The sequence below is a fragment of the Arcobacter cryaerophilus gv. crypticus genome, from assembly GCF_002993025.1.
In the GTDB taxonomy this organism is placed as follows: Bacteria; Campylobacterota; Campylobacteria; order Campylobacterales; family Arcobacteraceae; genus Aliarcobacter; species Aliarcobacter cryaerophilus_B.
Genome location: NZ_NXGI01000002.1, coordinates 179085 through 197299 on the forward strand (window position 1 = coordinate 179085; position 18215 = coordinate 197299).

General features: G+C 26.5%; 19 protein-coding genes. 4 read left to right on the plus strand and 15 right to left on the minus strand.

The features are described from left to right. Positions 1–4: 4 nt before the first annotated feature. Positions 5–1516 (minus strand): peptide-binding protein, encoded by a 1512-nt coding sequence (locus CJ670_RS01300; protein ID WP_105938573.1) that lies wholly within the window; start codon positions 1514–1516, stop codon positions 5–7. A gap of 101 nt (positions 1517–1617) precedes the next feature. On the opposite strand from CJ670_RS01300, the gene thiM reads away from it, so the two are divergent. Together thiM and tenA are read left to right on the plus strand one after the other, a co-directional pair. Next, complete coding sequence (thiM, locus tag CJ670_RS01305; RefSeq protein WP_207763596.1) at positions 1618–2439, plus strand: hydroxyethylthiazole kinase; 822 nt, start codon at positions 1618–1620, stop codon at positions 2437–2439. Positions 2440–2457: 18 nt separating this feature from the next. Then, on the plus strand, positions 2458–3138 hold the full coding sequence (gene tenA / locus CJ670_RS01310) for a thiaminase II (RefSeq protein WP_105938575.1): 681 nt from the start codon (positions 2458–2460) through the stop codon (positions 3136–3138). A gap of 30 nt (positions 3139–3168) precedes the next feature. Here the strand turns inward: tenA and CJ670_RS01315 are convergent, their stop codons facing one another. The 13 genes from CJ670_RS01315 to CJ670_RS01375 form a co-directional block, all read right to left on the minus strand. Further along, positions 3169–4278, minus strand: a complete 1110-nt coding sequence (locus tag CJ670_RS01315; protein ID WP_165785164.1) for an AAA family ATPase — start codon at positions 4276–4278, stop codon at positions 3169–3171. Positions 4279–4408: 130 nt separating this feature from the next. Beyond that, positions 4409–4798, minus strand: a complete 390-nt coding sequence (gene rpsI / locus CJ670_RS01320) for a 30S ribosomal protein S9 (RefSeq protein WP_105911860.1) — start codon at positions 4796–4798, stop codon at positions 4409–4411. Between the two features lie 5 nt (positions 4799–4803). After that, complete coding sequence (rplM, locus tag CJ670_RS01325) at positions 4804–5223, minus strand: 50S ribosomal protein L13 (protein ID WP_105911859.1); 420 nt, start codon at positions 5221–5223, stop codon at positions 4804–4806. 75 nt (positions 5224–5298) lie between these two features. Beyond that, positions 5299–6684 (minus strand): sensor histidine kinase, encoded by a 1386-nt coding sequence (locus CJ670_RS01330; protein ID WP_105938577.1) that lies wholly within the window; start codon positions 6682–6684, stop codon positions 5299–5301. Continuing rightward, positions 6678–7379 (minus strand): response regulator transcription factor, encoded by a 702-nt coding sequence (locus CJ670_RS01335; protein WP_228154181.1) that lies wholly within the window; start codon positions 7377–7379, stop codon positions 6678–6680. Before CJ670_RS01335 ends, CJ670_RS01330 begins: the two co-directional genes overlap by 7 nt. After that, positions 7366–7773, minus strand: a complete 408-nt coding sequence (locus CJ670_RS01340; protein WP_105911857.1) for a phosphate-starvation-inducible PsiE family protein — start codon at positions 7771–7773, stop codon at positions 7366–7368. Before CJ670_RS01340 ends, CJ670_RS01335 begins: the two co-directional genes overlap by 14 nt. Before the next feature lie 24 nt (positions 7774–7797). Further along, entirely contained in the window at positions 7798–8466 is a 669-nt protein-coding gene (locus CJ670_RS01345) for a phosphate signaling complex PhoU family protein (RefSeq protein ID WP_105938578.1), read from the minus strand. Further along, the gene (gene pstB / locus CJ670_RS01350; protein ID WP_105911855.1) at positions 8466–9236 is read right to left on the minus strand and encodes a phosphate ABC transporter ATP-binding protein PstB; all 771 of its coding nucleotides are present in this window, start codon (positions 9234–9236) and stop codon (positions 8466–8468) included. Before pstB ends, CJ670_RS01345 begins: the two co-directional genes overlap by 1 nt. Positions 9237–9250: 14 nt before the next feature. Further along, a complete protein-coding gene (pstA, locus tag CJ670_RS01355) occupies positions 9251–10438 on the minus strand; it encodes a phosphate ABC transporter permease PstA (protein ID WP_165785165.1) in 1188 nt (395 codons plus the stop codon). Next, positions 10435–11367, minus strand: coding sequence for a phosphate ABC transporter permease subunit PstC (gene pstC, locus CJ670_RS01360; RefSeq protein ID WP_105938579.1), 933 nt, complete (start codon positions 11365–11367; stop codon positions 10435–10437). Before pstC ends, pstA begins: the two co-directional genes overlap by 4 nt. A gap of 63 nt (positions 11368–11430) precedes the next feature. Continuing rightward, positions 11431–13161, minus strand: a complete 1731-nt coding sequence (locus CJ670_RS01365; protein WP_105938580.1) for a GGDEF domain-containing protein — start codon at positions 13159–13161, stop codon at positions 11431–11433. A 66-nt stretch (positions 13162–13227) separates the two neighbouring features. Further along, complete coding sequence (locus tag CJ670_RS01370; protein WP_105938581.1) at positions 13228–14283, minus strand: substrate-binding domain-containing protein; 1056 nt, start codon at positions 14281–14283, stop codon at positions 13228–13230. A gap of 62 nt (positions 14284–14345) precedes the next feature. Next, entirely contained in the window at positions 14346–14900 is a 555-nt protein-coding gene (locus CJ670_RS01375; RefSeq protein ID WP_105911851.1) for a PhnA domain-containing protein, read from the minus strand. A gap of 121 nt (positions 14901–15021) precedes the next feature. Here CJ670_RS01375 and CJ670_RS01380 point away from each other — a divergent pair, with 121 nt between their 5' ends. Beyond that, on the plus strand, positions 15022–15615 hold the full coding sequence (locus CJ670_RS01380) for an HPP family protein (RefSeq protein WP_105911850.1): 594 nt from the start codon (positions 15022–15024) through the stop codon (positions 15613–15615). 2 nt (positions 15616–15617) lie between these two features. Here the strand turns inward: CJ670_RS01380 and CJ670_RS01385 are convergent, their stop codons facing one another. Beyond that, a complete protein-coding gene (locus tag CJ670_RS01385) occupies positions 15618–16865 on the minus strand; it encodes a L,D-transpeptidase (protein ID WP_105938582.1) in 1248 nt (415 codons plus the stop codon). Positions 16866–16945: 80 nt separating this feature from the next. Between CJ670_RS01385 and CJ670_RS01390 the strand changes: the two genes are divergently transcribed. Further along, positions 16946–18112 (plus strand): MotA/TolQ/ExbB proton channel family protein, encoded by a 1167-nt coding sequence (locus CJ670_RS01390; RefSeq protein ID WP_105938583.1) that lies wholly within the window; start codon positions 16946–16948, stop codon positions 18110–18112. Positions 18113–18215 lie beyond the last annotated feature (103 nt).

An 18215-nucleotide genomic window follows, 5' to 3' on the forward strand; every position in this document is an offset into this window, starting at 1 on the left:
TTCCTTACTCTTTTATTTCCCAATCTTTTTGATTGTGCATAATACCTATAAATGCTGGTTCAATATTTTCTATCTTTTTATTAATAGCAGTTATTCCATCTGGAATATACAAAAATAGATATGGTAAATCATTGGCAACGATTTTAAAAATTTCTTTATAAATTTCACCAAGTTCATCTTTATTTATAGTTCCACTTCCTTTTTCTATTAGCTCATCAACTTTTTCATTTTTGTAATTTACTAGATTAAATCCACCTAGCTTTGCACTTTTACTATGCCAAAGAGGATAGGCATCTGGCATTAAAGCCAAAGACCATCCTAAAAGTACAGTTTCAAATTTTCGTGGATGAACAACAGTATTTAAAAATGCTTGCCATTCCATAACTCTTATTTTCATCTGGACACCAATTTTTGAGAGTTGATATTGAAGAATTTGAGCAGTGTTTATTCTTATATCATTTCCTGTGTTGGTAACCACTTCAAAAATCAAAGGATTCTTTTCATCATATCCAGCCTCTTTTAATAAAGCTTTTGCTTTTAATAAATCTTGAGTTATAGGTTTTACTTCATCATTGTAAGCAAAAGAGTTTGGCATAAATGGTCCATTGCAAACTTCTCCATATCCAAAAAATAAAATATCAACCAACTCTTGCCGATTTATAGCAAATGATAAAGCCTGTCTTACTTTAATATCTTTAAATTTAGGATTTTCTAAATTAAATCCTAAATATGTAAATCCAAAACTAGCTCTATTTAAAATTTCAAAATTATCTTTAAAGCTATTATCTATTTGTCTTGAAACTTGCATTGGAGTTAATGAGCCAATATCAAGTTTGTTCTGTTTTAAATACAAAAAAGATGTATTTGGGTCTGGTAAAAATTTATATAAAATCCTATCTATTTTTGGACGACCATCAAAAAAATCATCATTTGCAATAAGTTCTATATCACTTGCTGTTTTAAACTCTTTTAGTTTATATGCACCTGTTCCTATTGGATTTTTATTAAAGCTACTTGTCATAAGATTTTTTTCATCTTTTAAAATATGATAAGGCAAAAGTCCAACCATCCAAATCTCTAAAGCTTTAAAATATGCTTTTTTATACTCAATTTCAACAGTTAAATCATCAATTGCTTTTACACTTTGCACTTCACTAAAATTTGATTTTATTGAGTTAAAAACAGTCGGGTTTATTATTTGTTCATAAGTAAAAACAACATCCTTTGAAGATAGTTTTTCTTTGTCATGCCATAAAACATTATCTTTTAGTTTAACAATAAGTTTTGTAGGTGTTTCAAAAGTGTATGAAGATGCTATTTCAGTTGTTATATTTCCATCTTTATCATATTTAAAAAGTCCATTAAAAAGCCAATCAGATATTTCACCACTTGCACTATCATTTGCTAAAATAGGATTTAATCTACTGGGACTTGAACTCATAGATAAATTTAGAGTACTTGCTTGCATATTTACAAAAATAGCAAAAAATATTAAAGAAGTTATTAAAAATTTCATTTTGTATTGTATAGTTTTTTTATAAAAAGTATTATAAATTGGCTTTTCATTTTTCTTTGTGATAGAATTGCCTTTTTATTAATATATTTTAAGGCATTACTTTGATAAATAATTTAGTTGATATTTTAAATAATACAAAAAAACAGAACCCATTAATTCATCACATTACAAACTATGTTACAGTAAATGATTGTGCAAATGTAACTTTAGCAGTTGGTGCAAGTCCTGCTATGGCAGATGATGAAGCAGAAGTTGAAGAGTTTGTGGATATTGCTTCAGCTCTTTTAATAAATATTGGAACATTAAATAAAGATATAAAAAATTCTATAATAAAAGCATGCAAAAGAGCTAATGAAAAAGGAGTTCCAGTTATTTTAGATCCTGTTGGTGTAGGTGCTTCTAAGTTTAGAAAAGATTTTGTAAATGAACTATTTGAAACATCTAAAATATCTTGTATTAGAGGAAATATTTCTGAAATAAAATCTATTTTAAATTTAAGTTCAAATAAAAAAGGTGCTGATGCTTCTAAAGAAGATTTGGAATCAATTGATAATACATTAAATATAGCAAAAGAGTTAGCAAATAAGTTAGGTTTAGTTGTTGCAATTACTGGCGAAATTGATGTTATATCTGATGGGAAAAAAGTAATTGCAATAAAAAATGGTAACCATCTTTTACCATATATTACAGGAACTGGTTGTATGTGTAGTTCTTTGGTTGCTAGTTATTGTGGAGCTTCTAAAGATAAAATATATGAAGCTACAATTTTAGGAGTAATTACAATGGGAATTGCAGGTGAAATTGCTTATGAAAATAGTAATAATAAAGGACTTGGAACTTTTCATAAAGAGTTATTTAATGCAATAAGTAATTTTAATCAAGAGATATTAATAAAAAAAGCAAATTATCAAGAGATAAAATAATTATAAAAGGAATAAGAAATGTCATTTTCAAGACAATTAAAACAAAAAGCTATAAAAGTTTGGGAAGATGGTTATAACCATCCATTTGTACAAGAGTTAGGAGCTGGAACTTTAGATAAAGATAAGTTCAAATTCTATTTACTACAAGATTATTTATATCTTTTAGAGTATGCAAAAGTGTTTGCCTTAGCTTTGACAAAAGCAAATGATGAGAAGATGCTTGGAAATCTTAGTGCTATTACAAAAGCAACTTTAGTTGATGAGATGAAGCTTCATCATTTGTATATGAAGGAGTTTGGTATTAGTGAGGAAGAGGTTAAAAATGTAAGAGCAAGTTTGTTTAATAGAACTTACACAGCAAATATGCTTGCAACTTCTTTAAAAGGTGATTTAGCAGAAACTTTAGCAACTGTATTTCCTTGTGCTTGGACATATTGTGATTATGGGAAAAGATTAAAAGAGCAATACAAAGATACTCTTGAAAACAATTTCTATAAATCTTGGATTGATACTTATTCGTCAAGTGAATTTGAAGAGTCATTTGAGTGGTTTTATGATGCACTTGATGAGCTTGTAAAAAACAAAACTGAAGATGAGAAAAAAGTGGTTGAAGATATATTTATTTCAAGTGTTGAGTTTGAATATATGTTTTGGGATATGGCTTATAATAAACAGATGAGTTATATGAAAAATAGTTAAAGAAGAGCAAAAATTGCTCTTTTTTTTAAATTAATCTTGCTTTATCCAATACTCAAAAAGTGGGTCACAAATATAGTAAGCTAAACCATTTTTATCAATAATATCTTTTTTCACAAGCCCATTTAATGCAACTTGAAAAGAAGCAGATTTTATATGATATTTTGCAAAATATTGCTCATCATAAAGTGAAATTCCATTTTTTTCTACTACTATTTTTAAAGCTTTTTTTTGATTAATTGTAAGATTATCCCATTCCATTGTAAATAAATCTTCTTCTCTCTCTATTACAGTTTTTAAAGTTTTATAAAATATATCATCATTTACTTCTTTTTCGCAATTATTCCATAGTTCATAAGCAAACTGTTGAGTATAATAAGGGAAACCTTTTGTAAGTAAGAATATTTTTTCTATAAAGATATCATCAATATTTTTATTTGTATTTTTAAATTTTGATTTTATAAAACTATTCCACTCATTTTGTTTTATCTCTTCTATTTTAAAATGTTTTACAGATTTATAAAAAGGGCGATTTTTATTTAAAAACATTTCGTGTAGTAAGCTTTTTTTACTACCCATAAAAATATATGAAACTTTATTGCTGTGATGTTGAATAACACTTCTTATTTTTGCTTCAATATCAAAATTTACAATCTCTTGAAATTCATCAAAAATTACAACAATTTTTTGTCCATTTTTTGCAAATTCAAAAGGAATATTTAGTACCTCTTCTAAAGTTTTTATACTATCTTCACCATTCAAAGCAAGTGAAAAATTTGGATTTCCAGCCAAATCAAAACTAACATTTATATTTGGTCTTATTTGGATTACATTTTTAAAAAAATTTACAATTTTATCTGTTGGTTCTTGTAAGCTTTTTGCTAGAATATTAAAATACTTGTTTATAAAATCATCTAATGTTGATAGATACATTAAATCCAAAAAAACATACTTGACTTTATTCTCTTTTAGCTCTTCAACAGTTTTTAGTACAAATGATGTTTTACCAAATCTTCTAGGAGCATAAATAAGTAAATTTAAACCCGAATTTATATCTGTTTTTAACTCTTTTATCTCATCAACTCTATTGCAAAAATGCTCATTTAAAACTGCTCCACCGTAGTAAAAAGGGTTTTTTAACATTTTAAACTCCATTATGTTTTAAACATAATATCTAAAACATAATAAATTTAAAGAGTTAAACTGAAAAAATAGGCATAAAAAAAGGAAGCGATAAAAATCGCCTCCTTTGAGAAATAAAGAAAAATACCAATTATCTTTTTGAGAATTGAGAAGATTTTCTTGCTTTCTTTCTTCCGTATTTCTTTCTTTCAACAGATCTAGCATCTCTTGTAAGTAATCCATAAGGTTTTAAGATAGTTCTAAATTGCTCATCGAAAGCAACTAAAGCTCTTGAAATTCCGTGTCTAGCAGCATCAGCTTGAGCTGAATATCCACCACCTAGAGTTTTTACAATGATATTTACACTTGATTCTTGTTTTGAAACATGTAAAGGTTGCATTACTCTTTTTTTAATTGAATCATGACCACCAAGCCATTGATCTAAAGATTGTCCATTTATAGTTAGTTGTCCGTTTCCATTTTCTAACCAAACCTTAGCTATTGCTGTTTTTCTTCTTCCAGTTGCATATACTTTTGCCATTACTATTATCCTTTAATTTGAGCAGTATGAGGGTGTTCACTTCCTGCATATACTTTTAATTTTTTTAACATAGCTTTACCAAGAGTAGTTTTTGGAAGCATACCTCTAGTAGCTAATTTAAACAGTTTTTCAGGGTTTTTCTCAATCATATCTGACATTTTGTGAGTTTTAGTACTTCCAAAATAACCTGAGTGAGTATAGTAATTTTTAACTTCTAATTTAGCACCAGTAAATCTAGCTTTACTTGCATTGATAATAATTACATAGTCACCACAATCAACATTTGGTGTAAAACAAGGTTTATTTTTTCCTCTTAATATTGTAGCAACTTCAGTAATTATTCTTCCGAATACTTTACCTTCAGCATCTACTACAACCCAAGATCTTTCGATTTCGTTGGCTTTAGCCATTTGAGTAAATTTCATTTATCAACTCCCTTTCAATATTAAGTTGGAATAATATTTAAGTTATACTTAGCTTTTGCTTAAATTAAGTATAAATTAATAATATATTTTAAAAGTTGAACCAATTCCGATTTTAGAGGTAATTTCTAATTTAAAATGATGAATATTTAAAATAGATTTAACTATAAAAAGTCCTAAACCTAAAGAATTGTTCCAGTTGTTGCTAGTTGCTCTATAATATTTTTTAAAAATATTTTCCAAATTTTCTTGAGAAATTCCAATTCCTTTATCAATTATAGACAATGAATTTTCATTTATTTCTATAGTTACATCTTCTTGAGAATATTTTAAAGCATTTTCTATTAGATTTGAAATAGCAATTCCTATTAAAATCTCATCAGCATTTATCTCTTTATTCATTCCTAAAACGTTTATTTCTCTATTTTTATATTTTATTTTTAAATCGCTAATAGAGTTTTCTACTATTTTTTTAATAGAAACTTTGTTTAAAACTAGTTTGTGATTGCTATCTTGAAGCTTCAAAGTAAGTCTTAGTTTATCAACTATTTGTGACATTTTATTTGAGTTTGATAATATTTTATTTAAAAACTTTATTTTTAAAGCCTGTGATAAATTTTCATCTTCTATTAAAGTTTGACTATATCCTGAAATTATTGCTATTGGATTTTTAAATTCGTGAGAAATAGCAGAGATAATATCATCTTTTTGTCTATTTGCTAAAGTTAATTTTGCAGTGTGTTTTGCTTTTATCTCATCTTTTTTTGATAGTTTTTTTGCAACTTTGTTTAGAAGTTTTGCTATTTTATAAAATTCAAAAGTATAATTTGATTGTAAAAATATTGGTTTTTTCTTACTAGTTATCTCTTTTAAGAACTGTAATATTGAGTCCGTTTCTCTTTGTATTTTGATACTTATAAAGTAAGTTGAAACAAATGCAATTATTAAGAAAAAAGATATATAGATAAAAATTTCAAAAGTTAATTTTTTGAAATTATCAGTAATTTTATTTGTATAATCAGCCATTCTTAGGTAGTAAGTTTCTTTATTAAAAGATACTTTTTTTGCTATATATATTAAATCTTTGTTTAGAGTTTCAGATAATCTTGTATCTTTTCCAAGACCTATATTTTTTGCTTCAATAATCTCAACTCTATTTGAGTGGTTTTTTATATTTTCAATATTTTTGTGACTTTCTGCTACTACTTCACCATTTTCATTTATAATTGAAATTCTTAAGTTCAGTTTTTTACTTAAATCTTTAATAATATCTTTAATACTATTTATATCTTTTGTATCTTCTAAAATTACAGATAATATATCTATATTTTGGATTAAGTTTTTTTCAATTTGATTTAAGTAGAGATTTTTCGCCCAAAAATAAATAGTAATAGTAAGAGTTATTAAAATGGCAATAAATATTGCAAGGTAAGTTCGTAAAAAAAGTTGATGAATTTTTAACAAAAAATATAACCCTCTCCTCTAACTGATTTTATATAGTTTTTCTTTGAATTAGGATCTATCTTATCTTTTAATCTTTTTATAGCAACATTTACTGTTTTTTCTTGTTTATCAAAAGAGTCTTCCCAGACTTTTTCTAGTAAATACTCTCTAGAAAGAAGAATATTTTTATTTTTTATAAACTCTAAAAGAAGAGTAGTTTCAAGAGAAGTTAGCTCAATGTCTTTATCTTCAATACAGAATGTTTTACTTGAAAAGTTATAAACAATATCTTTTACTTTTAAAACTTCAATATCATTTGAAGATCTTTTTATTACAGATTTAACTCTAGCTAGTAGTTCTTGTATATTAAATGGTTTTGTAATATAGTCATCTGCATGTGCTTCAAATCCATCTAAAATATCCTCAGATTTATCTTTTGCTGTAACATAAATAACTGGGTTTTGATAACCATTTGCTCTTAACTCTTTTATAAAAGATGTACCTTCTATATTTGGAAGATTTCTATCCATTAGAATTAAATCTATCTTCTCTTCATCTAAAACTTTTTTTACATTTTCATTTGCATTCAAAAATCCAATAGTTTCATATCCCTCTTTTTGTAAAGTATATTCAAGAAGTTCAAGAATATCTTCTTCATCTTCTATTATTAAAATTAATCTATTTTTACCTTCAAGCATAATTTCACTTTGTTTCATCATCTTTTATTTCATCTATTTTTCTATTTTCATCATTTCCAAATGGAGAGAATTTAATAGCCAATATTCTGAAAATAAAAAATATAAAAATAACAAATAATAAAAATACAATATCAAAATAATCTTTACTTTTATTTGCTGAAAGAATAATAACTTCTCTGATTAAAAATATTATAAAAATATCAAGAACATATCTAAGTCTTAATGTCTCTTTTTTTATAAAATCGGAAATCATTTTTACAACTTCCATAATCACAACAAATTCAAGCATTAAAATAATTGCTGTATAAAAGTCATTTCCAGCTAAAACTACTGTTAAAAATATAACCGTAGCAACCAAAACCTCAAAGTTTGAACTAAAGTAGTTCGATATTTTATTTATAGCTTTTTTCATTTAAAAAGTATATCATAAAGATTTTTATGATTGAACTATATCTCCTCCTAGTTTTGCAAATTGTAGTAAACTAGCTATTGAAACTGATCTATCTGCAATTTTTTCTAATCTTCTTAAACTACTTAAAAGATCAAAATACTCTTTTGAAAGGTCTAGTTTTTGTGTGATTAGTTTTAAAATATTTTTCTCTATCATCAAATATAAATCATCTGTTTTACTCTCTTCTACAATAACTCTTTGATATTTTTCTTCAACTTTAGAGTGTTCTTGTTCATCTATTATTGAAATTGCTGTTTTTGTAGATAATAAAGCTGATTTTAGAAGTGGAATTGTGTACTCTAAAATAGTATTTGTATCTAATTCATCACTATAAGATTTTCTAAACATTTTTGCAAAATCTTTTGTATTTGCAGCTGTTCTTGTAAGCTCATTTGTTATTTTTAAGAATGCTACCATTCTTCTTAAATCTCTTGCTTCTGGAGTATATAAAGCTAAAGTCGTAATTATAAGATTGTCTATCTCATTTGATTTTATTAGAAATTTCTTTTCACTAACTTCAACATTTCTTAGATTCTCTATTTTTCTTTCATTCAAAGATTTTAAACAAACCTCTAAAGCCTCAACAATATCTAATCCTAATTTTTCTACATCACTTTTTATAAGTTTTAATTTCTCTTCATATGGTTTTAACATTATCCAAATCTCCCTGTAATATAATCTTCTGTTTTTTTATTTGTTGGATTAACAAAGATAGTCTCTGTTATATCGTACTCTATTAGTTTTCCTAAGTGGAAAAACGCTGTATAATCAGCAACTCGTGCAGCTTGTTGCATATTGTGAGTTACAGTAATGATTGTATAATCCTGTTTTAAATCAAGCATAAGTGCTTCAATTTTTTCTGTACTTATTGGGTCAAGTGCGCTTGTTGGTTCATCCATCAAAATAATTTCTGGTTTAATAGCAATTGTTCTTGCAATACAAAGTCTTTGTTGCTGACCACCTGAAAGTGATGTTCCAGGAGTTGTTAATTTATCTTTTACTTCATTCCAAAGTCCAGCTTTTATTAAAGAAGTTTCAATAAGTTCATCACAATCTTTCCCTTTTTTTACCATTCCATGTTTTAAAGGTGCATAAGCAACATTATCATAGATAGATTTTGGGAAAGGATTTGGTTGTTGAAATACCATTCCAACTCTTTTTCTAACACTTACTTCATCTACATCTTTATCATAGATATTTTTTTTATCAATTATAATTTTTCCATCAATTTTAACATTTGTAATTAAATCATTCATTCTATTTATACATCGTAAAAATGTCGATTTTCCACAACCTGATGGTCCAATTAGTGCTGTAATTTTATTTTGATATAAATTAACATCTATATCAAACAAAGCTTGATTTGAGCCATAAAAAAGATTTAGATTTTTAACATCTATTTTTGCTTTTATATCTTTATTCATTTAATATTTTCCTTTTACCATTTTACTTCAAATTTTTTTCGCAAGAATATTGCTATTGCGTTTAGTGAAATTAATATTGTCAATAAAACCAAAATTCCAGCTGCTGTTTTTTCTATATACATACCTTCAGGCATTCCAGCCCAAGTAAATAGCTGAGCTGGCATAACAGTTGCCGCTTGTGTAACCATCGAAGGAGCATCTGGAATAAATGCAATCATCCCAATGATAATTAATGGAGCTGTCTCTCCCATAGCTTGTGCTAAACCAATAATTGAACCTGTCATTATTCCTGGAAATGCAAGTGGTAAAACATGGTCTCGTGTTACTTGAATTTTATTTAGTCCTAAACCATATCCAGCTTGTCTAATACTATCTGGAACTGCTCTTAAAGCTGCTCTTGAACTTACAATTATAATTGGTAAAGTCATAAGTGCCAAAGTTAAACCACCAACCAAAGGTGAACTTCTTGGCATTCCAAATAAATTTATAAATATAGCAAGTCCTAAAAGTCCAAATAAAATTGAAGGAATTGCTGCAAGGTTATTGATGTTTATTTCAATAAATCTTGTAAATTTATTGTCCCCAGCAAACTCTTCAAGATAAATAGCAGTCATAACTCCAATTGGAAATGCAACTGCCATTGTAATAATCAAAGTTAAAATAGACCCAACAATTGCTGAAAATATACCAGCATATTCAGGAATTTTTGAGTCACCATTTGTAAAGAAAATTGCATTAAATCTCTTTTCAATTAAACCTTGATTATAGAGTTCATCAATTTTTTCTATATCTTTATCTTTTAGATTATGATTATGATTTTTTATATATTGGTCAACTTGACTACTTGCTAAAATCCAAATATTTTGAGTTGAATTCATATATGTCGGGTTTTCTTCTAATAATTTTGGTAAATCCCTAAGTGCTGCTCTTGAAACTAAATTTCTATAAGGAGATGGAACTGCAAATCTTGTATCTTCTAAAGTTTTTTCATTAAAAGTTACATCTGTTTTTATATAAGCTATATTAAAAGCAGGAATACCTTTTCCTATCATATCAAATAGGAAAAATGCTAAAAATGCTATTGAAAAGATTAAAGAAGTTAGAGTAAACTTTTTAAATCTTTTTGCACTTGTATGTCTTTTTTTAAGTGTTGGATCATAAAATGGATTATGTTCTTTATTTTTCTTTTTTCTTTTTATCATAATGTATTCACTTTATATTTTTCTTTGAATTTTCTAATTAATGACAAGGAAATCATATTTAAAATCAGTGTAACAATAAACAGTATAAGCCCAAGAGCAAATGCTGAAAGTGTTTCAGGTGAATTAAATTCGAAATCACCTACTAAACTATTTACAATAGTTACTGTAACAGTTGTCATATCTTCAAGTGGATTCCAAGAAAGATTTGGTCTTAAACCTGCTGCCATAACAACAATCATCGTTTCTCCCAAAGCACGTGATAGTGCAAGAAGTGATGCTGAGATAATTCCAGGCATTGCACTTGGGATTACTATGTTTTTTATAGTTTCTCCATGTGTCATTCCAAGAGCAAATGCTGCTTTTCTTTGAGAATCTGGAACAGCTCTTATAACATCATCGCTTAAAGATGAAATTAAAGGAATAATCATAATTCCCATAACAATTCCAGATGCTAAAGCGCTGTTAAAAGTAGCTTCAAGTCCAAAAAAAGAAGCAGCTTTTACAACAAGTGGAGCAACAGTAATAGCTGCAAAAAAACCATAAACAACAGTTGGAATACCAGCAAGAACTTCTAAAATAGGTTTTAGATAATCTCTTAACTTTGGACTTGCATATTCACTCATATAAATAGCACTTCCAAGACCAATTGGAATTGCTACAAGAAGTGCTATTATTGTTATTACAAATGTTCCTGCAAATATTGGTAATGCACCAAATTGGCTATTTACAACTCCTGGAGACCAAATTGTACCTGTTAAAAAGTACCAAAAACTTCTTAACTTGAAAAACTCTATTGCTTCAAATAATATTGAAAACAAAATCCCAAAAGTAGTTAAAATAGATATAGCAGCTGCAAGAATAAGAGCAGATTTTATAAGCTTTTCATTTAGTTCTCTTCGTTTTTTTTCTGATTGAAGACTACTTAACAAACTTTACCTTTATGTTAAATTTTAATGAATTTTAATAGAGTTTGATTACATTACGATTACAGTTTATAAAACTTTATAAACTGGCTTTATTGAACTCTTTGATTCTTTTTTCATAAGATTTAAAGTATCATCAAAATTTAGAATATTTGATTGAGAATTTATCTCTATAATTGAGCAAGATACAGATAAAAGATTAAAGTTTCTAGTTATTCCAAATCTATCTTTTGAGACAATATACCCTAGATTTTTATCCTCTTTTGAGTATAGATTTTTTGCACTATATTCAAACTCATTTTGAATATCTAAAGTTAATTCAAAAACATCTTCAAAAGCAAAATCTGTTAATCCTACAAAAAAATCATCTCCACCAATATGAGCGATAAAACTATTTTTTGGATATCTTTTTTGTAATAATTCGGAGAATATAAGAATTGCTCTATCACCTTGTCTAAAACCATAAATATCATTGAAAGGTTTGAAATCATTAAAATCAAAGTAGATTATATGAGTTGTATTTATTTGAATATTTCTAAAAGAGTTACCAATAAATTTTTCAATTTGCTTATTTCCAGGTAGTTTTGTAAGTGGATTTTGATTTGTTGCTATTTCAATATTTCTTTTATAAGACATTGTTAAAAGAGAGTTTAGATTTATAAATCCTAAATATTTATCGCAATTTGTTATAAAAATACCAAGAGAGTTTTGGAAATTTAGGTTGTACATCTCTAAAATCTTATCAATTCCCCAAGATATTTCAACACTCAAAGCAGGTTTTAAATATTTTAATAGTCTTGTTGAAAAATTTTGATTTTGTGCCAAAGATAATCCATATTGAGAGTAAGATATTTTTTTTATATCACTTTCATATACAATTCCAAGAAAATATCCAAATTCATCAATTATTGGAACAAAGTTATGCTCTGTATTTTTTTTGAAATGTAAAATTATGTCATATAAAGAGCTATTTACAGGCAAAGATTCAATTTTATCTATAAATTGTTCATTTATAAATTTATTTTGTTCTTCTCTTTTATCATCTAAAATAAGATTTGAAATATCATTGTAAATTGGCTTTATTTCATTAATATCTTTTGTTGGTTTTTGAACTAAAAATCCTTGTATAAAATCAGCACCAATATCTTTGCAAGTATAAAACTCTTTTTGCGTTTCTACACCTTCGGCGATTACTTGCATTCCCATAATATGTGCCATATCAATTATTGAAGAACAAAAAAGTTTTTTCTTTGAGTCTTGATCTATATTTGATATAAAAAATCTATCAATTTTGATAATATTTGCTTCACTAAAATATAGAAGTTTTAGTCCAGAAACTCCTATTCCAAAATCATCTATTGCAATAGAGTAACCACTTTGTTTGTATCTTTGAAGCATAGTTGAAAGAGCATTTTGCTCTATTGAAGTACCTTTTTCACTTAATTCGAAAATTATTTTATCTTTGCTTAAATTGTGTTTTGTAAGAATCTTTTCAGTATTTCCAGCACTATAATTTTTGTTGTATATTATTCTATTGTCAAGATTATAAAATAGTTTTAAATTTGGAATATTTATATTTGCAAATTTTTTAATAGCTTTTTCTCTTAAAAGCAAATCAAATTCATATAAATAGTCATTACTAAAAACTAAATCAAATAGATCATCAATAGTTGTAATATTTGGTATATCTTGAACATTTCTTAATAATGCTTCAACAGCATATAGTTTTCCACTTTGTGCATAGATTATTGGTTGAAAAGCATAATCTAATTTATCTATTATTTCATCCCAATTTATCATAAGTGTATCCTAAAGTTATTTGAAAAGAAGAAATAAAAAGAGCGTTAAGCTCCTTTTATTTTATTGTTAGTGTTTTAAATCTTCTGCTTTTAATTTTTCGCTATTTAAAACTTTTGCTCTAGCTCTTGTTCTTGTGTCATCAGTTAATGGAATAAGTCCTAATTCTGTTAAAATTCCATCTTTTCCAATCATCTTTTCAGATACAAAAAGTTTATTAAATTGATTTAAAGCTGGAACATCTTTTGAATGTTGGTTTTTGATATAAAAATACATAGATCTTGCAACTGGATATGAACTATTTGCAATAGTTTCAACTGATGGAAAAACATTATCAATACTTAAACCAACAACTTTATCTCTGTTTTCAGCTAAAAATGAGTATCCAAAAATACCAACAGCAGCTTCATTTTTTGTAAGCTTTTGTACTATTAAATTATCATTTTCACCACTTTCAACATAAACACCATCTGTCCTAATTTCAGAATATGCTTTATATTTTTTATTTGCTTTTTCATCTTTTTTATATAAATCTGTATAAACTGCTTTTTTCTCAAATATAGATTGAAGTACTAACTCTTCAAAAGAGTCTCTAGTTCCTGATGATTTTGGTGGACCATAAACAATAATTTCTCTATTTGGTAAGTTATTACTAATATCTGACCATTTTTTGTAAGGGTTTGCAATAAGTGATTTTCCATCAGCTGATGGAACTTGCGCAGCGACAGCTAGAGCTAATTGCTCTTTTGTTACATTAAAACCTTGCACTTTTGAACTTTGTGCAATAGCAATTCCATCAAAACCAATTAGTGCTTCAGTTATATCTGTAACACCATTTTCTTGACACATTTTAAATTCACTAGCTTTCATAGCTCTTGAAGCATTTGCAATATCAGGAGTATTTATATCAACTCCAGCACAAAATAGTTTTATTCCTCCACCTGTTCCTGTTGATTCAACAACTGGTGTTGGAAAAGATGTTGTAGCACCAAACTCTTCAGCAACTGAAGATGAAAAGGGATAAACTGTCGATGAACCAACTATTTTGATTTGATCTCTTGCACTTAAAGTTGTAACTAAAAGTGTACTTGCTATTAAAGCCATAGATGTTTTTTTGAAACTCATTTTACTTCCTAATAATTTGATATTTGGAAGTTTAGTTTCGCTTGGTTACAATTTGGTTACTTTTAAGATTTTTTTACAAATTGAGTTAGAATAACTATTTTAACACCATTTACACGACCTTCTATTTGTCCTTCTTCTCTTCCCAATGAGATATTTCTAACAGCAGTTCCTCTTTTTGCAGTAAATCCAGCACCTTTTACTTCAAGGTCTTTTATAATAGTAACTGTATCTCCAGCACTTAAAACTACACCATTAGAATCTTTTTGTACAACACTTGTGTTAAACTCTTCTAAACCTTTGTTTGCCCAATTTAAAGTTTCATCATCTAAATAAATCATATCCAAAAGCTCTTGGTTGTCTAGTTTTTTTAACATTCTATATGATAAAACTTTAATAGCAGGAGTTTCGCTCCACATAGCTTCACTTAGACAATACCAATGATTTTCATCAAGGGTACAATTTTGTTCAAATTGAGATTTACATTTTGGACATAAAAGTGCAGATTGTTCAGTTGTTCCATCGCTTGGTGATACTTCAAAAATCTCTAAATCTTCTAAACTTTTGCAAAGTTCGCAACTATTTTCTGCTCTTTTTATTAAATCTTCTAAAATACCCATAAAAATTACCTCATTTTTTTAAAAATAGTTTTTATTATACCAAATAGAATCTTTTTTGATATAAATCATATAAATTATTAAAAAAATTGATTAACATAAACTTTTAAAAAAGGTATAAAAAATGAATTTTTTTAATAAAGAGTTTAGAAAAATAAGTTTAGAAAATATTGATAAATCAAATATGTTTTGGGCTTGGATAGGTTCTTTTTTAGGGATTATTGCAATTTCATATTTTCATATGGATTTTTTAGATGATAAAGATTTAACTTTAGTTGTTGGTTCGTTTGGAGCAAGTGCTGTTTTGATTTACGGAGTTCCTAATTCTCCTTTATCCCAGCCTAGAAATTTAATAGGTGGACATTTATTATCTGCTATTGTAGGAGTTATTTCATATAAGCTTTTCTCTTCAAATCTATTTTTAGCATCAGCTATTGCTGTTTCAACATCAATATTGATTATGCAATTAACTCTAACTTTACATCCTCCAGGAGGTGCAACTTCACTAATAGCAGTTATTGGAGGCGAACAAATACATGAGCTTGAATTTTTTTATATTTTAATTCCAGTTTTTAGTGGAGCTTTAATTTTATTTTTAATTGCATTTATAGTAAATAATATTCCAAAAAATAGAGCATATCCAGAGAGTTTTAAAAATTATCTAAAAAAGAAGTATCAAAGGTATAAAAGAAGAAGTTTGAAAAGAAGTAAAAGGTAGTTTTAGATTAAAACTACTTTTATTTTATTTAAAGTTTTAATATTGGCAAACTCTTCTAGTAAAATTGCTAGTTCTACAACATCGTTGTTTCTCATTCTAATACATCCAGCACTTTCGTTGCTTCCTAGAGTTTTTTCATTTAAAGTTCCATGAATTCTATATGTTGTATTTCCATCAACACTATGAGTTAGATTTAATTTTGCCATTCCCATATAGTTGTATTTATGATTTGGTGGTACAACATTTGGTAAAATTATCCCTTTTTTTGCAAAGCTTTTTTTAGTATCTTGTGTTGGATACCAAACTGGATTTAGTGATATTTGTGAAATTCTTCCAACTCCTAATGGTTTTTTTATACTATCTTTTCCTGTTGAAACAATGTAGCTTTTTATTTTTTCTTCATTTTCACCATTTTTTGCAAAAAGTTCCATAATATTTGTTTTTGAATCTACTCTTATTATTAACTCATCGTAGTTATTTAGATTTCTTCTTTGTTCTTTTGGTAAATTTGATTTTGAAACCTTTTTTTCATAAGATTTTGTAAAAGTTTGATTACTTTTTGAGCCTTTTTTTATCTGTTCATCAAACTCATTTAGACTTGTTTGTAAAAGTTCTTCTTCATCCTCTTGGCTTAAAATATCATTTGAAGATTGATTTCCAAAATCTAATTCACTTTTTAGTTCATACTCTATTTTAGTTTCATTATTATTTTCATTTTTACTATTTTCTTCATTTTTTATATCTTGATTGTCATAAGGTAAAAGTCCCAAAATCTCAACATTTTCAGGAATCATAGAAACTAATGGAATATTCACAGCTTGAGGTTTTGGACTTTCAAGCTCTTTTTCTTCTTTTTGTATATTTTTTTTATCTTTGTTTGAAGAGTTATTTTCTTGATTATAAAAACTAGTTTGATTATCCATATCTATAAAAAGTTTTCTTTTATCAATTTGATTTACGATTTTTATATCAATCTCTTTTATATAAGGTTTTTGCTCTTTTATATATTTAGAAGCATGTTTTATTGTAACTTTTGCTATTTCTTTGTCATCGTAAGTATTTAAGTATGTGTAGTATTTTTGATTTTGTTTTACTATAAAAACTTCTCCAATAGTATTATCATAAATTCTTTTTTTACACACAAGTGCATTTTCTAAATTTGAAGTTGTACAAACTGAAACAGTATATTTTTTCTCACTTGCAAATAGACAAAAAGGTAAAATAAAAATCAAAAACAGACTCTTTTTCATATAAATCCCTAAATTTTTTTTTGCTATTTTACTAAATTTAGATAAAATGGAGGTTATTTTAAAAATTTGAAGGAAATATTATGTTTAAAGAGGAAGATTTATTTGAGTTAAACTCAAAATTTTATACAAATTGTAAACCACTTTCAAGAATTTTCACACTACTTACTGTACCTACATTATTATTTATTATGGTTATTTTATGTTATTTTGGAATTTTACCACTGAAAGTTGAGATACATAGCGTTATTTTGATTGGTTCAATATATTTTATATATCTGTTTTTTATTAGACACAATGCTTATTTTGTGGCTTGTAAGTTTAGAACTTTGTATGCAGATTTGCAAATAGCTTTACTTGCTTATATAAATAATAATCTTTTAACAATCACTCAAACTTCAAAAGCAAATGGAAGTGTAGATGATTTTTTACAAGATTATACAAGTAATTTAAGAAATAGCAATTTTTCAAGTATTGCAAGTGGAATTTTTCCAACTTTAGGAATTTTGGGAACTTTTATATCAATAGCTTTATCTATGCCTGATTTTTCATCAAACAATATTGTGGCACTTGATAGTGAAATTACAAAACTCTTAAGTGGAGTTGGAACAGCTTTTTATGTTTCAATTTATGGAATATTTTTATCTATTTGGTGGATATTTTTTGAGAAATTTGGACTTAGTAGATTTCATCACGATAGTTATATTATAAAAGAGAGTACAAAAAACTTTTTTTGGACAAAAATAGATATTGAGTCAATTCATATAAAAAGTAATATTGATAATTTTTCTAGTATGAGTAAAATTTTTGAAGAGTTAACATCTAGTCAAGCTATGTATGATATAAATAGATCAATAGAACAAAGAGCAAAAAGTCTTGATGAGTTGCTTCAAAAAGAGTATATTTTGTCTTTACGAATTGATGAAAATATTGCAAATTTTGAAAAACTTTCTATTGCTGTTGAAAAATTATCTCTACAGTCAAATTCACAAACAATGATTTTCAAAGATGTTTCAGATAATTTAAATAAAAATATTATTGAGTTAAATTCTCATATGAATAATTTAAGTAGCGAAAATCTAAAAGCAATATATACAAATATTGTAAAAAGTATTGAAACTATGAAAAGTGATATGGAAAAAATAGAGTGGAAATTTGAAGATGGACTAAAAGAGTCTTTAAGACAAATAGATTTACAAACAGCAAATATAGTAAAAGATTTGACTATTTTTAAAGATTTAACAAAGTAGAAAATGATGTATAAAAAAGATGAAAAAAACAAAAATCAAGAAGAGAACTTTTGGGTTTCTTATGCTGATTTAATGGCTGGATTGCTTTTTGTATTTATTTTGG

Coding starts and splice junctions, on each gene's coding strand:
- CJ670_RS01300 (WP_105938573.1), bottom strand. CDS start 1,516: ATGAAATTTTTAATAACTTCTTTAATATTTTTTGCTATTTTTGTAAAT.
- tenA (WP_105938575.1), top strand. CDS start 2,458: ATGTCATTTTCAAGACAATTAAAACAAAAAGCTATAAAAGTTTGGGAA.
- CJ670_RS01315 (WP_165785164.1), bottom strand. CDS start 4,278: ATGTTAAAAAACCCTTTTTACTACGGTGGAGCAGTTTTAAATGAGCAT.
- rpsI (WP_105911860.1), bottom strand. CDS start 4,798: ATGGCAAAAGTATATGCAACTGGAAGAAGAAAAACAGCAATAGCTAAG.
- rplM (WP_105911859.1), bottom strand. CDS start 5,223: ATGAAATTTACTCAAATGGCTAAAGCCAACGAAATCGAAAGATCTTGG.
- CJ670_RS01335 (WP_228154181.1), bottom strand. CDS start 7,379: ATGAAACAAAGTGAAATTATGCTTGAAGGTAAAAATAGATTAATTTTA.
- CJ670_RS01340 (WP_105911857.1), bottom strand. CDS start 7,773: ATGAAAAAAGCTATAAATAAAATATCGAACTACTTTAGTTCAAACTTT.
- CJ670_RS01345 (WP_105938578.1), bottom strand. CDS start 8,466: ATGTTAAAACCATATGAAGAGAAATTAAAACTTATAAAAAGTGATGTA.
- pstB (WP_105911855.1), bottom strand. CDS start 9,236: ATGAATAAAGATATAAAAGCAAAAATAGATGTTAAAAATCTAAATCTT.
- pstA (WP_165785165.1), bottom strand. CDS start 10,438: ATGATAAAAAGAAAAAAGAAAAATAAAGAACATAATCCATTTTATGAT.
- CJ670_RS01365 (WP_105938580.1), bottom strand. CDS start 13,161: ATGATAAATTGGGATGAAATAATAGATAAATTAGATTATGCTTTTCAA.
- CJ670_RS01370 (WP_105938581.1), bottom strand. CDS start 14,283: ATGAGTTTCAAAAAAACATCTATGGCTTTAATAGCAAGTACACTTTTA.
- CJ670_RS01375 (WP_105911851.1), bottom strand. CDS start 14,900: ATGGGTATTTTAGAAGATTTAATAAAAAGAGCAGAAAATAGTTGCGAA.
- CJ670_RS01380 (WP_105911850.1), top strand. CDS start 15,022: ATGAATTTTTTTAATAAAGAGTTTAGAAAAATAAGTTTAGAAAATATT.
- CJ670_RS01385 (WP_105938582.1), bottom strand. CDS start 16,865: ATGAAAAAGAGTCTGTTTTTGATTTTTATTTTACCTTTTTGTCTATTT.
- CJ670_RS01390 (WP_105938583.1), top strand. CDS start 16,946: ATGTTTAAAGAGGAAGATTTATTTGAGTTAAACTCAAAATTTTATACA.